Source organism: Helicobacter acinonychis, from assembly GCF_900461455.1.
GTDB classification, from domain to species: domain Bacteria; phylum Campylobacterota; class Campylobacteria; order Campylobacterales; family Helicobacteraceae; genus Helicobacter; species Helicobacter acinonychis.
Map to the genome: position 1 here is coordinate 1,482,564 of NZ_UGIA01000001.1, position 14,347 is coordinate 1,496,910.

Annotated in this window: 15 protein-coding genes and 7 tRNA genes; 21 read left to right on the forward strand and 1 reads right to left on the reverse strand. The window is 38.4% G+C overall.

Annotated features, from left to right (window positions below; translation table 11 throughout):
- The first annotated feature begins 8 nt into the window (after window positions 1–8).
- The 8 genes from DYI00_RS07330 to DYI00_RS07365 all read left to right on the forward strand — a co-directional run bounded on the left by DYI00_RS07330 (window position 9) and on the right by DYI00_RS07365 (window position 7,172).
- Window positions 9–488, forward strand: coding sequence for an RDD family protein (locus DYI00_RS07330; protein ID WP_011578388.1), 480 nt, complete (start codon window positions 9–11; stop codon window positions 486–488).
- A gap of 2 nt (window positions 489–490) precedes the next feature.
- Window positions 491–2,752, forward strand: a complete 2,262-nt coding sequence (locus DYI00_RS07335) for an LPS-assembly protein LptD (RefSeq protein WP_104687706.1) — start codon at window positions 491–493, stop codon at window positions 2,750–2,752.
- A 14-nt stretch (window positions 2,753–2,766) separates the two neighbouring features.
- Window positions 2,767–3,471: a phosphoribosyltransferase gene (locus DYI00_RS07340; protein ID WP_011578386.1), complete on the forward strand. Its 705-nt coding sequence runs from the start codon at window positions 2,767–2,769 to the stop codon at window positions 3,469–3,471.
- A 2-nt stretch (window positions 3,472–3,473) separates the two neighbouring features.
- Window positions 3,474–5,540: a polyribonucleotide nucleotidyltransferase gene (locus tag DYI00_RS07345; RefSeq protein ID WP_011578385.1), complete on the forward strand. Its 2,067-nt coding sequence runs from the start codon at window positions 3,474–3,476 to the stop codon at window positions 5,538–5,540.
- A gap of 131 nt (window positions 5,541–5,671) precedes the next feature.
- Window positions 5,672–5,989, forward strand: a complete 318-nt coding sequence (locus DYI00_RS07350) for a F0F1 ATP synthase subunit C (protein WP_011578384.1) — start codon at window positions 5,672–5,674, stop codon at window positions 5,987–5,989.
- An 83-nt stretch (window positions 5,990–6,072) separates the two neighbouring features.
- A tRNA-Leu gene (locus DYI00_RS07355) sits at window positions 6,073–6,159 on the forward strand.
- A gap of 53 nt (window positions 6,160–6,212) precedes the next feature.
- A tRNA-Leu gene (locus DYI00_RS07360) sits at window positions 6,213–6,299 on the forward strand.
- A 204-nt stretch (window positions 6,300–6,503) separates the two neighbouring features.
- Window positions 6,504–7,172, forward strand: a complete 669-nt coding sequence (locus DYI00_RS07365) for an HAD family hydrolase (protein WP_011578383.1) — start codon at window positions 6,504–6,506, stop codon at window positions 7,170–7,172.
- 6 nt (window positions 7,173–7,178) lie between these two features.
- Here the strand turns inward: DYI00_RS07365 and DYI00_RS07370 are convergent, their stop codons facing one another.
- The gene (locus DYI00_RS07370; RefSeq protein WP_104709254.1) at window positions 7,179–8,915 is read right to left on the reverse strand and encodes an ABC transporter ATP-binding protein/permease; all 1,737 of its coding nucleotides are present in this window, start codon (window positions 8,913–8,915) and stop codon (window positions 7,179–7,181) included.
- Window positions 8,916–9,110: 195 nt separating this feature from the next.
- On the opposite strand from DYI00_RS07370, the gene DYI00_RS07375 reads away from it, so the two are divergent.
- The 13 genes from DYI00_RS07375 to rplL all read left to right on the forward strand — a co-directional run bounded on the left by DYI00_RS07375 (window position 9,111) and on the right by rplL (window position 14,215).
- Window positions 9,111–9,186 (forward strand) — tRNA-Thr (locus DYI00_RS07375).
- Between the two features lie 27 nt (window positions 9,187–9,213).
- Window positions 9,214–9,298 (forward strand) — tRNA-Tyr (locus DYI00_RS07380).
- Window positions 9,299–9,314: 16 nt separating this feature from the next.
- A tRNA-Gly gene (locus DYI00_RS07385) sits at window positions 9,315–9,391 on the forward strand.
- A gap of 30 nt (window positions 9,392–9,421) precedes the next feature.
- Window positions 9,422–9,496: transfer RNA gene (locus DYI00_RS07390), tRNA-Thr, on the forward strand.
- A gap of 134 nt (window positions 9,497–9,630) precedes the next feature.
- Window positions 9,631–10,830, forward strand: a complete 1,200-nt coding sequence (gene tuf, locus DYI00_RS07395; RefSeq protein ID WP_011578381.1) for an elongation factor Tu — start codon at window positions 9,631–9,633, stop codon at window positions 10,828–10,830.
- A gap of 36 nt (window positions 10,831–10,866) precedes the next feature.
- On the forward strand, window positions 10,867–11,025 hold the full coding sequence (gene rpmG, locus DYI00_RS07400) for a 50S ribosomal protein L33 (RefSeq protein WP_011578380.1): 159 nt from the start codon (window positions 10,867–10,869) through the stop codon (window positions 11,023–11,025).
- 40 nt (window positions 11,026–11,065) lie between these two features.
- A tRNA-Trp gene (locus DYI00_RS07405) sits at window positions 11,066–11,141 on the forward strand.
- A gap of 127 nt (window positions 11,142–11,268) precedes the next feature.
- The gene (gene secE, locus DYI00_RS07410; RefSeq protein ID WP_011578379.1) at window positions 11,269–11,448 is read left to right on the forward strand and encodes a preprotein translocase subunit SecE; all 180 of its coding nucleotides are present in this window, start codon (window positions 11,269–11,271) and stop codon (window positions 11,446–11,448) included.
- A gap of 30 nt (window positions 11,449–11,478) precedes the next feature.
- The gene (gene nusG, locus DYI00_RS07415) at window positions 11,479–12,006 is read left to right on the forward strand and encodes a transcription termination/antitermination protein NusG (protein WP_011578378.1); all 528 of its coding nucleotides are present in this window, start codon (window positions 11,479–11,481) and stop codon (window positions 12,004–12,006) included.
- Window positions 12,007–12,022: 16 nt separating this feature from the next.
- A complete protein-coding gene (gene rplK, locus DYI00_RS07420) occupies window positions 12,023–12,448 on the forward strand; it encodes a 50S ribosomal protein L11 (RefSeq protein ID WP_011578377.1) in 426 nt (141 codons plus the stop codon).
- A gap of 48 nt (window positions 12,449–12,496) precedes the next feature.
- Complete coding sequence (gene rplA, locus DYI00_RS07425) at window positions 12,497–13,201, forward strand: 50S ribosomal protein L1 (protein ID WP_011578376.1); 705 nt, start codon at window positions 12,497–12,499, stop codon at window positions 13,199–13,201.
- 108 nt (window positions 13,202–13,309) lie between these two features.
- Window positions 13,310–13,792 carry a 50S ribosomal protein L10 gene (rplJ, locus tag DYI00_RS07430; RefSeq protein ID WP_011578375.1) on the forward strand — a complete coding sequence of 161 codons (483 nt, stop codon included), beginning with the start codon at window positions 13,310–13,312 and terminating at the stop codon, window positions 13,790–13,792.
- Between the two features lie 45 nt (window positions 13,793–13,837).
- Window positions 13,838–14,215: a 50S ribosomal protein L7/L12 gene (rplL, locus tag DYI00_RS07435; RefSeq protein WP_011578374.1), complete on the forward strand. Its 378-nt coding sequence runs from the start codon at window positions 13,838–13,840 to the stop codon at window positions 14,213–14,215.
- Window positions 14,216–14,347: the final 132 nt, after the last annotated feature.

The window sequence follows — 14,347 nt, forward strand, 5'->3', positions numbered from 1 at the left end:
TGTTTTGAATGCGATCCCCAAATTTAGAAAAAGAAGAAACAGAAATCATAGAAACACTCCTTATGCATGAAAAAATGCGTCTATGCCCCTTTTATTGGCGTGCTTTAGCGTTTTTAACCGATAGTTTGTTAGTGGCGTTTTTATTGAGCGATCTTTTAGGCACGTGCGATTTTTTGCATTCTTTATATTGGCTGACTAACCCTATTTATTACAGCGTGTTTGTGGCGCTTAGTTTTATTATCTTGTATGGCGTTTATGAAATCTTTTTTGTGTGTTTGTGTAAGATGAGTTTGGCTAAACTTGTTTTTAGGATTAAAATCATTGATATTTATTTAGCGGATTGCCCTAGCAGGGCTATGTTATGCAAGCGTTTAGGGTTAAAAATTGTGGTTTTTCTATGCCCTTTCTTATGGTTTGTGATTTTCAAAAATCCCTATCATAGGGCATGGCATGAAGAAAAAAGCAAAAGTCTTTTGGTGTTGTTTTAATCATGATTCGTTTGTTTTATGCGGTGGTGTTTTTTTTATTGAGCGTTTTAGAGGCTAAAGAAATCGCTATGCAACGATTTGACAAACAAAACCATAAGATTTTTGAAATCCTTGCGGATAAAGTGAGCGCTAAAGACAATGTGATAACCGCTTCAGGGAATGCGATCTTGTTGAATTATGATGTGTATATTCTAGCGGACAAGGTGCGTTATGACACTAAGACTAAAGAAGCGCTGTTAGAGGGCAATATTAAGGTTTATAAGGGCGAGGGTTTGCTCATAAAAACCGATTATGTGAAATTGAGTTTGAATGAAAAATATGAAATCATTTTCCCCTTTTATGTCCAAGATAGCGTGAGCGGGATTTGGGTGAGCGCGGATATGGCTAGTGGGAAAGATCAAACTTATAAAATCAAAAACATGAACGCTTCAGGGTGTAGTATTGATACCCCTATTTGGCATGTTAGCGCGACTTCAGGTTCATTTAACATGAAAAAATCGTTTTTGTCCATGTGGAACCCTAAGATTTACATCGGCGATATTCCTGTGTTGTATTTGCCTTATATTTTCATGTCCACGAGCAACAAACGCACCACCGGCTTTTTATACCCTGAATTTGGCACTTCCAATTTAGACGGGTTTATTTATTTGCAGCCTTTTTTTATAGCCCCACAGAATTCATGGGATATGACCCTTACCCCACAAGTGCGCTATAAAAGGGGTTTTGGCGTGAATTTTGAAGCACGCTACATTAACTCTAAAGACGATAGGTTTTTATTCAATGCACGCTATTTTAGGAATTACGATCGATATGTCAAACGCTATGATCTGAGGAATCAAAACATCTATGGTTTTGAATTTTTAAGTGCCAGCAGGGACACTTTGCAAAAATACTTCCACCTTAATTCCAATGTGGATAACGGGCATTACATTGACTTTTTATACATGAACGATTTGGATTATGTGCGTTTTGAAAAGGTTAATAAGCGCATCACAGACGCCACGCACATGTCTAGGGCGAATTATTATTTGCAAACAGAAAATAATTATTACGGCTTGAATATCATGTATTTTCTGAACTTAAATCAAATCAACAACAACCGCACTTTCCAGTCTGCCCCTAACTTGCAATACCACAAATATTTAAACCACTTGTATTTTAGGAATTTGTTGTATTCGGTGGATTATCAGTTTAAAAACACCGTAAGAGAGATTGGCTATGGCTATGTGCAAAACGCTTTGAATGTCCCAGTGGGTTTGCAATTTTCTTTGTTTAAAAAATATTTGTCTTTGGGGCTTTGGAATAATTTAGAATTATCCAATGTGGCTTTGATGCAAACGAAAAGATCTTATGTGCCTATTATCCCTAACGAATCAAGGGAATTTGGGAATTTTGTCTCTTCAGATCTTTCTTTATATGTGAATACGGATCTAGCTAAAGAATACAACAAACTTTTCCACACGATCCAGTTTGAAGCTATTTTCAATTTTCCTTATTACACTTTTAAAAACGGCTTGTTTTCTCAAAACATGTATGCTTTAAGTTCGCAAGCCTTAAACAGCTACACTTCGCCTTTGTTAAGGGATTATAATTATCAAGGGCGTTTATATGACTCTGTATGGAATCCAAGCAGTATTTTACCCACTAACACGAGTAATAAAACTTTGAATCTAAATCTCACGCAATATCTCTACGGATTAGGTGGGCAGGAGTTGTTGTATTTTAAAATATCGCAACTTGTGAATATTGATGATAAAGTCTCGCCCTTTAGAATGCCATTAGAAAGCAAGATTGGGTTTTCGCCCTTAAGGGGATTGAATATCTTTGGGAATGTCTTTTATTCGTTTTATCAAAACCGCTTGGAAGAAATCTCTGTGAATGCCAATTACCAGCGCAAATTTTTAAGTTTTAATATCTCTTATTTCTTAAACAACATTTTTAGTAGCGGTTTTAAAAGGATTGTGGAAAATTCTGCGAATTATTTGAAAGCGGGTTTTAGCAACGATTTTGGTTATTTTTCCATGAGCGCGGATGTGGGTTATGATATTACAAACAATGTGGTTTTAAGCTGGAATGTAGGGCTTTATAAAAAGATCCGTTGTTTTGGGATTGGGTTTCAATTCGTCAATCAACGACGCCCCATTCTTACCGGCGATCCCAACCAACCTGTAAGGGTGTTTGAAAATAACTATGTTAAGCTAGAATTAGATTTTTCACCGATCACCAAAACCAATGTGACTTACCGCTCCTTGCAGCGTAAGTAAGAAAAGGAATAGATTTGAATACCGATCTTAGCTATATCACTGACATTGAGAGCATGCGTTTTATCAATGAAGAAGATGCCTTAAATAAACTAATCCATGAAATCCACATGCACCACATTGATTTAAAAGACTCTGTTTTGCTCGCTTTGAGTTTTAACGCTCTGTATTTAGCCCACGCTTTAGCACAAAAATTTGGAGCGACTTATGATATACTTTTTTTAGAACCTATCCTGGCTCCTTTAAACCCAAAATGCGAGATCGCTTTAGTGAGTGAAAGCATGGATATTGCGATGAATGAAAGTTTGATCAATTCCTTTGACATCGCTTTAGATTATGTTTATGGGGAAGCCCAAAGAGTCTATGAAGAAGACATTTTATCTCGCATTTATCAGTATCGCAAAGGCAATGCGATCAAAAGCTTAAAAGATAAAAATATTTTTATCATAGACAGAGGGATTGAAACTGGGTTTAGAGCAGGTTTAGGCGTGCAAACTTGCTTGAAAAAAGAATGCCAAGACATTTATATTTTAACCCCCATTCTTGCACAAAATACCGCTCAAGGTTTAGAAAATTTGTGCGATGGGGTGATTAGCGTGTATCGCCCTGAATGTTTTGTCTCTATTGAGCATCATTATAAAGAACTCAAGCGATTGAGCAATGAAGAAATTGAAAAATACTTGGGCACTAACAACGCACCCAATTTAAAAAAGGAACATTAAATATGGATTTTATCACCATCAATTCTATTAACAAAACCGAAGAATTCGCCCTCAAACAAGTGGCCAAGCAAGCCACTAGCTCTCTTTTATACCGATTAGGAAAAACCATCATTTTAGCGAGCGTGTGCGTAGAAAGAGAGCTTGTGAGCGAAGATTTTTTGCCTTTAGTGGTGCAGTTTTTAGAAAAATCTTATGCTGCCGGTAAGATTCCTGGCGGTTTTGTTAAACGAGAAGGCAGAGCGCAAGATTTTGAAATCTTAACTTCCAGGCTCATAGATAGGACTTTACGCCCTTTATTCCCTAAAGACTACCGCTACCCCACGCAAATCACTTTAATGGTTTTAAGTCATGATATTGAAAATGACTTGCAAGTCTCTGCTTTAAATGCCGCTTCAGCCGCTCTTTTTTTAGCCCATGCAGCTCCTTTTAAAAGCGTGAGCGCTTGTAGGATCGCTAGGATTGATAACGAATTTATTATCAACCCAAGCACAAGCCTTTTGAATCAATCCAGTTTGGACTTATTCGTGTCCGGCACTAAAGAGAGTTTGAACATGATAGAAATGCGCTCTTTGGGGCAAAAATTAAACGCTTTAGAAGAGCCTTTAATGCTAGAAGCTTTAGAATTAGCCCAAAAAAGTTTAAAAGAAACTTGCACGCTTTATGAAGAAACTTTCACGCCCCATCAAAACGCGCTTCTTTTTAAAGAGAGCCAAGGAATAGTCTTTAATGAAAGGCTATTAGATTTATTAAAAAATCAGTATTTTAATGAAATCATTAAGGGTATTGAAAGCTCTGCTTTGAGCGAGCGAGAAAATGTTTTCAATGAAATTGCCAGAAAAATCAGTGAAGCCCACTCAGAATTTAATTTAGAAGAAATTGAATTGTCTTTAGAAAAAGTGAAAAAAACCGAGATTAGGCGCATGATTATTAGGGATAAAATCCGCCCAGACAAACGCGCGTTAGAAGAAGTTAGACCCATTTCTATAGAGAGCAATTTGCTCCCTATGGCGCATAGCTCTATTTTATTCACTAGGGGGCAGACTCAAAGCTTGGTCGTAGGGGTTTTAGGCACGGATAATGACGCTCAAACCCATGAAAGTTTGGAGCATAAAGCCCCTATAAAAGAACGCTTCATGTTCCATTATAATTTCCCTCCTTTTTGCGTGGGTGAAGCGAGTTCTATTGGCGCAACTTCAAGGCGTGAATTAGGGCATGGGAATTTGGCCAAAAGAGCCTTAGAAACAAGCATTAAAAATAAAGATCAGGTGATACGATTGGTTTCTGAGATTTTAGAAAGCAATGGATCAAGCTCAATGGCGAGCGTGTGTGCAGGCTCTTTAGCCCTTTATGCAAGCGGTGTAGAAATCCATGATTTAGTCGCTGGGGTGGCTATGGGCATGGTGAGTGAAGGGCAAGATTACGCCATTTTAAGCGATATTAGCGGATTAGAAGATGCAGAAGGCGATATGGACTTTAAGATTGCTGGGAATTTAGAAGGCATTACAGCCATGCAAATGGATACCAAAATGAGCGGTATTCAATTAGAAATCTTATACCAAACCTTACTCCAGGCTAAAAGGGTGCGAGAACATATTTTAAAAATCATGCATGAAGCGAAAGAAAAGATTGTGATCAATTTTTCTCATTTGCCCACAACTGAAATTTTTAATGTCGCACCGGATAAAATTATAGAAATTATCGGTCAAGGGGGGCGTGTGATTAGAGAAATAGTAGAAAAGTTTGAAGTTAAAATTGATTTGAATAAACCGAGCGGTGAAGTGAAAATCATGGGGAATAAAGAGCGTGTTTTAAAAACTAAAGAATTTATTTTAAATTATTTGCATTCTTTAGATCAAGAATTAGAGCAATACGCTATTGATGAGGTGCTAGAAGCTCAAGTGAAACGAATCGTGGATTTTGGGGCGTTTTTGAGCCTACCTAAGGGGGGTGAAGGCTTGTTGAGAAAGCAACACATGGAGAGGTGTCAAGTGGCTTTAAAAGAAGGCGATAGCATTCGGTGTAGGGTGATTAGCTTCAATAAGGGTAAAATCGCCTTGGATTTGGCTTAAAATTTAAAAAAGCGTTTTTAAAAGAGATTTTAAGCTAGTTTGTATTAAAATGAATTTCTGCTTGTGTTTTTGAAAGTAGAGGAACGATTCGAAATAAAAATCAAGCTTAATCTTTGAAACGGAGTGCGAGAATGAAATTTTTAGCGTTATTTTTTCTAGCTTTAGTGGGCGTTGCTTTTGCTTATGATGGTGGAATGGATGGGATGGATATGATTAAATCTTATTCTATCTTAGGAGCGATGATTGGTCTAGGGATTGCCGCTTTTGGTGGGGCGATCGGTATGGGGAATGCAGCCGCAGCGACCATTACAGGCACAGCGAGAAACCCAGGAGTGGGCGGTAAATTGCTCACAACCATGTTTGTGGCTATGGCGATGATTGAAGCGCAAGTGATTTATACTTTAGTCTTTGCTATTATCGCTATTTATAGTAACCCATTCTTGAGTTAAGGGTTTTGGTGAGCTAAGTTATTGCTTAAAAAGCATGATTTAGCTATAATATCTTCTCATTTTAAATTTTTTTTAAATTTTTAGCATTGGTGGTGGAATTGGTAGACACGCCATCTTGAGGGGGTGGTGGGAGCAATCTCGTGCGAGTTCGAGTCTCGCCCAGTGCACCATTAAGTTTTTTTAAGGAATAGGTGGGTATAATCTCACTCTTGCTTTATGATACGCCGAAGTGGTGGAATTGGTAGACACGCTAGACTCAAAATCTGGTGGGAGCAATCTCGTGTCGGTTCGAGTCCGACCTTCGGCACCATTACCAATGATCTTTTCTAATCTGCTTCTTTTTTTGTTTTAAAAAGTTCTGTTCTAATAGAGTGTTGTCAAATTTAAAAAATACCTTGTGATCATTTTTTATTACCAATACCCAAAACAAATCCAAATATTCCAATGATGACAAAAATAATCGCTTAAATAAGATAAAATGAAACCAAATAAACCTATAAGAAAGGGAAAGTTAATGGCGCTTGAAGTGGTTCTATGGGATTTTGATGGCGTGATTTTTGATAGCATGCATTTAAAATATGAAGGATTTAAGGCGTTGTTCCAAAAGCATGGAAACGATGATAAAGAGAGTTTGAATCAATTTGAAGTTTATCATTATCAAAGTGGGGGGATTTCAAGGAATGAAAAGATCCAATACTTTTATAACGAGATTTTAAAAACCTCTATTACTCAAGAAGAAGTGGAACGATTAGCCCTAGAGTTTGGCGCTATTATAGAGCAAAAGCTTTTTGATAGGGGGCATTTGAATAGTGAAGTGATGGCGTTTATTGATAAGCACTATCAAAATTATACTTTTCATATCGCTTCAGCGGCCTTGCATAGTGAATTACAAGTGTTGTGTGAGTTTTTAGGGATTGTTGAGTATTTTAAGAGTATTGAAGGGAGTCCGCCCCATAAACCTAAAATCATTGATAATATCATTCAAGAATACGCCTATAACCCAAGCCGCATGCTAATGATAGGCGATAGCATCAATGACTATGAAAGCGCTAAAGCTAATGAAGTGGCGTTTTTAGGTTATAACAGCAAGGTTTTGAAAAATTTAGTGGGTCAAAATGGCTACCAAGGGAAGTATTTAGAGAGCTTTAAGGGGTTTGATTTGCAAAACCTTATAAAAGAGTGAAGCTAATCAGCCAAGTTGTTCTTTGTGCTTGCTCATATCAATGATGACTTCACAGCGTTCAATCGTGCTTAAGCGGTGGGCGATAACAATTAGGGTTTTATTTTTGGCGATTTGATAGATTTCATCCATGATTTTACCCTCAGTTTCATTGTCTAGGGCCGAAGTGGCTTCATCTAAAACCAAAATTTCAGGGTTATCGTATAAGGCTCTTGCGATGCCTATGCGTTGTTTTTGACCACCGCTAAGCTTAGTGCCCCCTTCACCCACCTGGGTTTTAAGCCCCTCATGCTCGCGTAAAAAATCATAAATGTGAGCCATTTTACACACTTTAATCAAGCGTTTTTCATCTATAGCGCTCCCAAAAGCGATATTATCCCCCACAGTGCCATCAAAAAGGTAAATATTTTGGGGGATATAGCCTATTTTTTTACGCCATGATCGTATATTTTCTTTGGTTAAAAGGGTGTTGTCAATGAAAATTTCCCCACTTTTAGGGTAGGTAATCCCCATAATAATATCTGCTAGTGTGGATTTTCCGCACCCACTATGGCCTATAAGAGCGATTTTTTGACCTTTTTGAATGGTGAGGTTAAAATTTTTTAAAACTGGGTGTTTTGATTTATAGGCGAAGGAAATGTTTTGGAGAGTGACTTTGTCATTAAAGTTTAAAGGGGCTAAATCCTCTTCAATAATGGTCTTAGAAAGGCTTTTGAAAACAACATTTGTCGCAAGCTGGTTGTAAGCGATTTCATTGTAATAGTTGATCACGCCAGTTACAGAAGGGAGTATGCGATAAAGGGCTAAAGCATACATAGAAATAGTAGGGAGCACCATTTTAGCTTCGCCGTATTTGAATAAAATGTAAGCGACCGCTAAAATCAACAAACTAAAACCCACGGTTTCTATTGAATACTTGGGGACTACCTGCAAGGTGGAGTAAATAATCTCAATATCATGAGCTTTACGGCTATTTTCCCCAAAGAGTTTGTGGGCTTCTTCATGATTGTCTTTGAGTTTAGTGATCTTGAAATTGCTGAAAAATTTGGAAAAGACTTTGAGCGTTTGCGCTTTGGATTTGGCGGCCATTTCACCTTTTTTTTTGATAAGGACGGTGACTTTTTTGACAATAAGAAAAATTTGTAAAGCGAGAATTAGGGTAAAAACAAGCGTTATTTTCCAGTTAGTCAATATGAGCGTAGAGTAGAAAAAAATAATCACGGTTATTTCGGTCAATAAGCTTAAAAAAGCGTTAAAGCTCGCAAACATGCCTTCTGCTTTATTGTTGATAATATCCCTTAAGGAATCCAAATTATGGTTAAGGTGGGAGAGGTAGTTGCTTTTAATGTGTTGCAAAAAAAGCTGTTGCTTGATTTGATAAGTTTTTTTATTTGAAAAACGCCCTTTTAAATAGGTGAAAGACACCCCATAAAACATCCTAAACAAATAAATCCCTACCAAGCAAAAACTAAAGAAATACATAAGACGAATGGGAGATGAAAAATGGAAAAAATCATAGACCATTTTCCAATCTTTATCATCTAAAGCTCTGCTAGGATCAGAAGCGAGAGTGATAAAAGGCATAAGGAGTGTAAGAGACATCACTTCCACAAAAGAAGAGAAAACAGCCATCAACACAAGCAGGAAAAAAACCATTTTTTCCTTGAAAGTGATGAGCATATAGATTTGCTTTAAAGAACGCAAAAAGTATTTAAAAGTAGGAATTTTATGTTTTTTTTTCGCCATAATTTAAGTGTCCATTAATTTTTATTATGCAATAAGCTTTTTGAACTATGTTAAGCCACATTAAGTTAGATTATAGCTAAAATTTTAACCATGCCTTGCGTTATTATAAAAATGATTGATCCTTTTAGCCCTATTTCTTGACAAGTTAAGCATAAAACTGCTATAATCCCAAGTCTTTGATTTATTTAATTTATTGCTGGCTTAGCTCAGTTGGTAGAGCAGCTGCCTTGTAAGCAGCAGGTCGGGGGTTCAAGTCCCTTAGCCAGCTCCAGTTAAAATGTTATTTTGCAAATTTTTTGGTGAGATACTCAAGTGGCCAACGAGGGCAGACTGTAAATCTGCTGACTATGTCTTCCGTGGTTCGAATCCACGTCTCACCACCATCGTTTGTTTTTAGGTGCGGGAATAGCTCAGTTGGCTAGAGCATCAGCCTTCCAAGCTGAGGGTCGCGGGTTCGAGCCCCGTTTCCCGCTCCAGTTTTAGGGCAATGTCTTGATTTTTGAGACGCCTGTATAGCTCAGGGGTAGAGCACTTCCTTGGTAAGGAAGAGGTCGGCGGTTCAATTCCGCTTATAGGCTCCAGTTTTATAATCTCTTGAATGGCGATAAGACAAAAATGTCTTAAAATTTGTGGTAACATTGACAATATTCAGGCATATAAGGATTTTGTTTAGTATAATTCGAAAATCCATTTCAAAAATTAAGGAGAAATACAAATGGCAAAAGAAAAGTTTAACAGAACTAAGCCACATGTTAATATTGGGACCATTGGGCATGTAGACCATGGTAAAACAACTTTGAGTGCAGCGATCTCAGCGGTGCTTTCTTTGAAAGGTCTTGCAGAAATGAAAGACTATGACAATATTGATAACGCCCCTGAAGAAAAAGAAAGAGGGATCACTATTGCTACTTCTCATATTGAATATGAGACTGAAAATAGGCACTATGCACATGTGGATTGCCCAGGGCACGCCGACTATGTGAAAAACATGATTACAGGTGCGGCACAAATGGATGGAGCGATTTTAGTTGTTTCTGCAGCTGATGGTCCTATGCCTCAAACTAGAGAGCATATCTTATTGTCTCGTCAAGTAGGCGTCCCTCACATCGTTGTTTTCTTAAACAAACAAGACATGGTAGATGACCAAGAATTGTTAGAGCTTGTAGAAGTGGAAGTGCGTGAGTTATTGAGTGCGTATGAATTCCCTGGTGATGATACTCCTATTGTAGCGGGTTCAGCTTTGAAAGCGTTAGAAGAAGCAAAAGCGGGTAGCGTAGGTGAATGGGGCGAAAAAGTGCTCAAACTCATGGCTGAAGTGGATGCGTATATCCCTACTCCGGTGAGGGACACTGAAAAAAGTTTCTTAATGCCGGTTGAAGATGTGTTTTCTATTGCAGGTAGGGGAACTGTGGTTACAGGTAGGATTGAAAGAGGCATGGTGAAAGTAGGCGATGAAGTGGAAATCGTTGGTATCAGAGCCACACAAAAAACAACCGTAACCGGCGTGGAAATGTTTAGAAAAGAACTAGACAAAGGTGAAGCAGGCGATAATGTGGGCGTGCTTTTGAGAGGAACTAAAAAAGAAGAAGTAGAGCGTGGTATGGTTTTGTGTAAGCCAGGTTCCATCACTCCGCACAAGAAATTTGAAGGGGAAATTTATGTCCTTTCTAAAGAAGAAGGTGGGAGGCACACTCCATTCTTCACTAACTATCGTCCGCAATTCTATGTGCGCACGACTGATGTGACTGGATCGATCACCCTTCCTGAAGGCGTAGAAATGGTTATGCCTGGCGATAATGTGAAAATCACCGTAGAATTGATCAACTCTATTGCGTTAGAGTTAGGGACAAAATTTGCGATCCGTGAAGGCGGTAGAACCGTTGGTGCTGGTGTTGTGAGCAATATTATTGAATAATATTAGCAAAAAGAGTTACCATAAAAAAGGGTCGTTATGAAAGTTAAAATAGGATTGAAGTGTTCTGATTGTGAAGACATCAATTACAGCACAACTAAGAATGCTAAAACTAACACTGAAAAGCTGGAGCTTAACAAGTTCTGTCCAAGAGAAAACAAGCATACTATTCATAAAGAAATCAAATTGAAGAGCTAGTTCTTTCTTTGGTGTTGCGATTTTAAAGGGAGGGGAGGTTAGGTCAGTAGCTCCAATGGTAGAGCACCGGTCTCCAAAACCGATTGTTGGGGGTTCGAGTCCCTCCTGACCTGCCATTCTTCATCCATCATTTTTTGTTCCAACAGATTTTTTAAGTTTTTTAATTTTAGTTTAAGCTATTTTGGATAGAATCGAAAGTTCATTTTAAATGCTTTGTGCATTAAGTAGGGGCGAAAAGAGACGATGAATAAATGGTTCATGCAATACAAATTGACTAGAGAAGAGCTTTCTAAAGTAATATTTCCTATTAAAGAGCAGATACGCAACGCACTTGTTTCTGTTTTGGTGGTGGTGAGTGCTGTCACGCTGTTTTTAGCTTTGTTAGATTTTTCTCTAGGGGCTTTTGTCTCTAGTGTTTTATAAGTTGGTGGCTTTAGATCAAGGAGAATGATAATGGATTGGTATGCCATACAAACTTATTCAGGGAGTGAGCAGTCTGTTAAGAAAGCGATTGAAAATTTAGCGAGTGACCACGATCTAAAAGATAGGATACAGGAAATTATTGTGCCTACTGAGGATATTATAGAGGTTTCTAAAAAAAGCAAGACAAAGGTAACGGAGCGTAGCCTTTATCCTGGGTATGTTTTTATTAAGGTGGATTTAGATACGGTTTTGTGGCATAAGATACAATCTTTGCCAAGAGTGAGCCGTTTTATTGGAGAAAACAAAAAACCAACCCCATTGAGTGAAGCGGACATTGGGCATATTTTAGAAAAAATGAACAACCGTGCAGCCCCCAAGCCAAAAATCTTTTTTGAGCAAGGGGAAGTGGTGCGCGTGGTGGAAGGTCCTTTTGCGAACTTCACTGCCACAGTGGAAGAGTATGATGTGGAGCACCGCAAACTCAAACTCAATATTTCTATTTTTGGTAGGAACACTCCAATAGAGATTTTGCATTCGCAAGTAGAAAAAATTATATGACTTTTAAGGAGACAATATGGCTAAAAAAGTAGTCGGAGAAATCAAACTTCAAATCCCTGCCGGTAAAGCAAACCCTTCACCTCCTGTAGGACCAGCACTAGGTCAAAGAGGGGTCAATATCATGGAATTTTGCAAAGCTTTCAATGAAAGAACTAAAGACATGGGGAGTTTTAATATTCCGGTGATTATCACGGTTTATCAAGATAAGAGTTTCACTTTTATCACTAAAAAGCCTCCAGTAACGGATTTGATCAAAAAAGCTTCTGGGGTTGAAAAAGGTTCGGACAATCCGCTTAAAAATAAGGTTGCAAAGCTCACCCACAAGCAAGTGGAAGAAATCGCACAACTAAAAATGGAAGATTTAAACACGAGCACCATGGAAGCGGCTAAAAAAATCGTTATGGGTAGCGCTAGGAGCATGGGTGTAGAGATTGTGGATTGATCTTATTGGTTTTATTGGAATTGAAAGAAATTTTTAAGGATTAGAATCGTGGCAAAAAAAGTATTTAAAAGATTGGAAAAACTTTTCTCCAAAATCCAAAACGATAAAGTGTATGGCGTAGAGCAAGGCGTTGGGGCAGTTAAATCTCTCGCTTCAGCGAAATTTGATGAAACCGTTGAAGTGGCGTTAAGGCTAGGGGTTGATCCAAGGCATGCTGACCAAATGGTGCGTGGTGCGGTGGTGCTTCCCCATGGGACTGGGAAAAAAGTGAGAGTAGCCGTTTTTGCAAAAGACATTAAGCAAGATGAAGCTAAGAACGCTGGGGCTGATGTTGTTGGCGGAGACGATTTGGCTGAAGAAATCAAAAATGGTCGCATTGATTTTGACATGGTGATCGCAACGCCTGATATGATGGCGGTTGTTGGTAAAGTGGGTAGGATTTTAGGTCCTAAAGGTTTGATGCCAAACCCTAAAACCGGAACCGTTACGATGGATATTGCTAAGGCGGTTACTAATGCTAAAAGCGGTCAAGTGAATTTCAAAGTGGATAAAAAGGGCAATATCCATGCCCCTATTGGGAAGGTGAGTTTTCCTGAAGAAAAAATCAAAGAAAACATGCTTGAGCTTGTGAAAACGATCAACCGCTTAAAGCCTAATAGCGCGAAAGGCAAGTATATTCGAAACGCCGCTCTTTCACTCACCATGTCGCCTTCAGTGAGTTTGGACGCACAGGAATTGATGGATATTAAATAGCTTTAAGAGTTTTTAATCTTAGGCTGAAGATCGTAAGAGCTAAAAGGCTTAAAATTTCTTTTTTAAAAAGATAATCTTGCAGAGGTCTAGTCTAGAAAGGAGGAAAAGATGCAAAAACAGCATAAAGTAGAGCTAGTCGTTAGCTTGAAATCGCAATTTGATGGTGCTAAAGCTCTTTTAATTTGCGATTATAAGGGTCTTAGCGTGAGCAAGTTGGAAGCTTTAAGGAATAAGGCTCGTACTCAAGGCATTAAGGTGCAAGTGATTAAAAACACGCTTGCCCATATTGCAATGAAAGAAGTGGGTTATTCTCATTTGGATTTGAAAGAAACCAATGTGTTTTTGTGGGGCGATGATCAAATCGCTCTTTCTAAGCTCGTGTTTGACTTCCAAAAAGATCACAAAAATCACTTTGTGTTAAAAGCGGGCTTGTTTGATAAAGAAAGCGTTAGCGTAGCTCATGTGGAAGCGGTTTCAAAACTTCCAAGCAAAGAAGAGCTTATGGGAATGTTGCTTTCTGTTTGGACGGCTCCGGCACGCTATTTTGTGACCGGTTTAGACAATTTGCGTAAAGCAAAAGAAGAAAACTAAGAGCCCCTATTGTGGCTTTAATTAAAAAATTTGAAGGATTGAATTATGGCAATTTCAAAAGAAGAAGTGTTAGAGTATATTGGTTCATTGAGCGTTTTAGAGCTTTCTGAATTGGTTAAAATGTTTGAGGAAAAATTTGGCGTGAGTGCGACTCCAACGGTTGTAGCCGGTGCGGCTGTGGCTGGTGGTGCAGTGGCTGAGAGCGAAGAAAAAACCGATTTCAATGTGATCTTGGCTGATAGCGGTGCTGAAAAAATTAAAGTGATTAAAGTGGTTCGTGAAATTACCGGACTTGGCTTGAAAGAAGCTAAAGACGCTACTGAAAAAACCCCTCATGTGCTTAAAGAGGGCGTGAATAAAGAAGAAGCTGAAACTATCAAGAAGAAACTTGAAGAAGTAGGTGCTAAGGTTGAAATTAAGTAAAAAAAGTTGAAAGGTCTTTGTGCCTTTCTTTGCCCTAGTGTGGTAGATTTTGCTCCATGATTTGGTTTGTGAGCGTGTGGTCTAAAGTGGTTGGCATTGCAGATGGGTTTTGGTATTTCTTTCATCATGGAT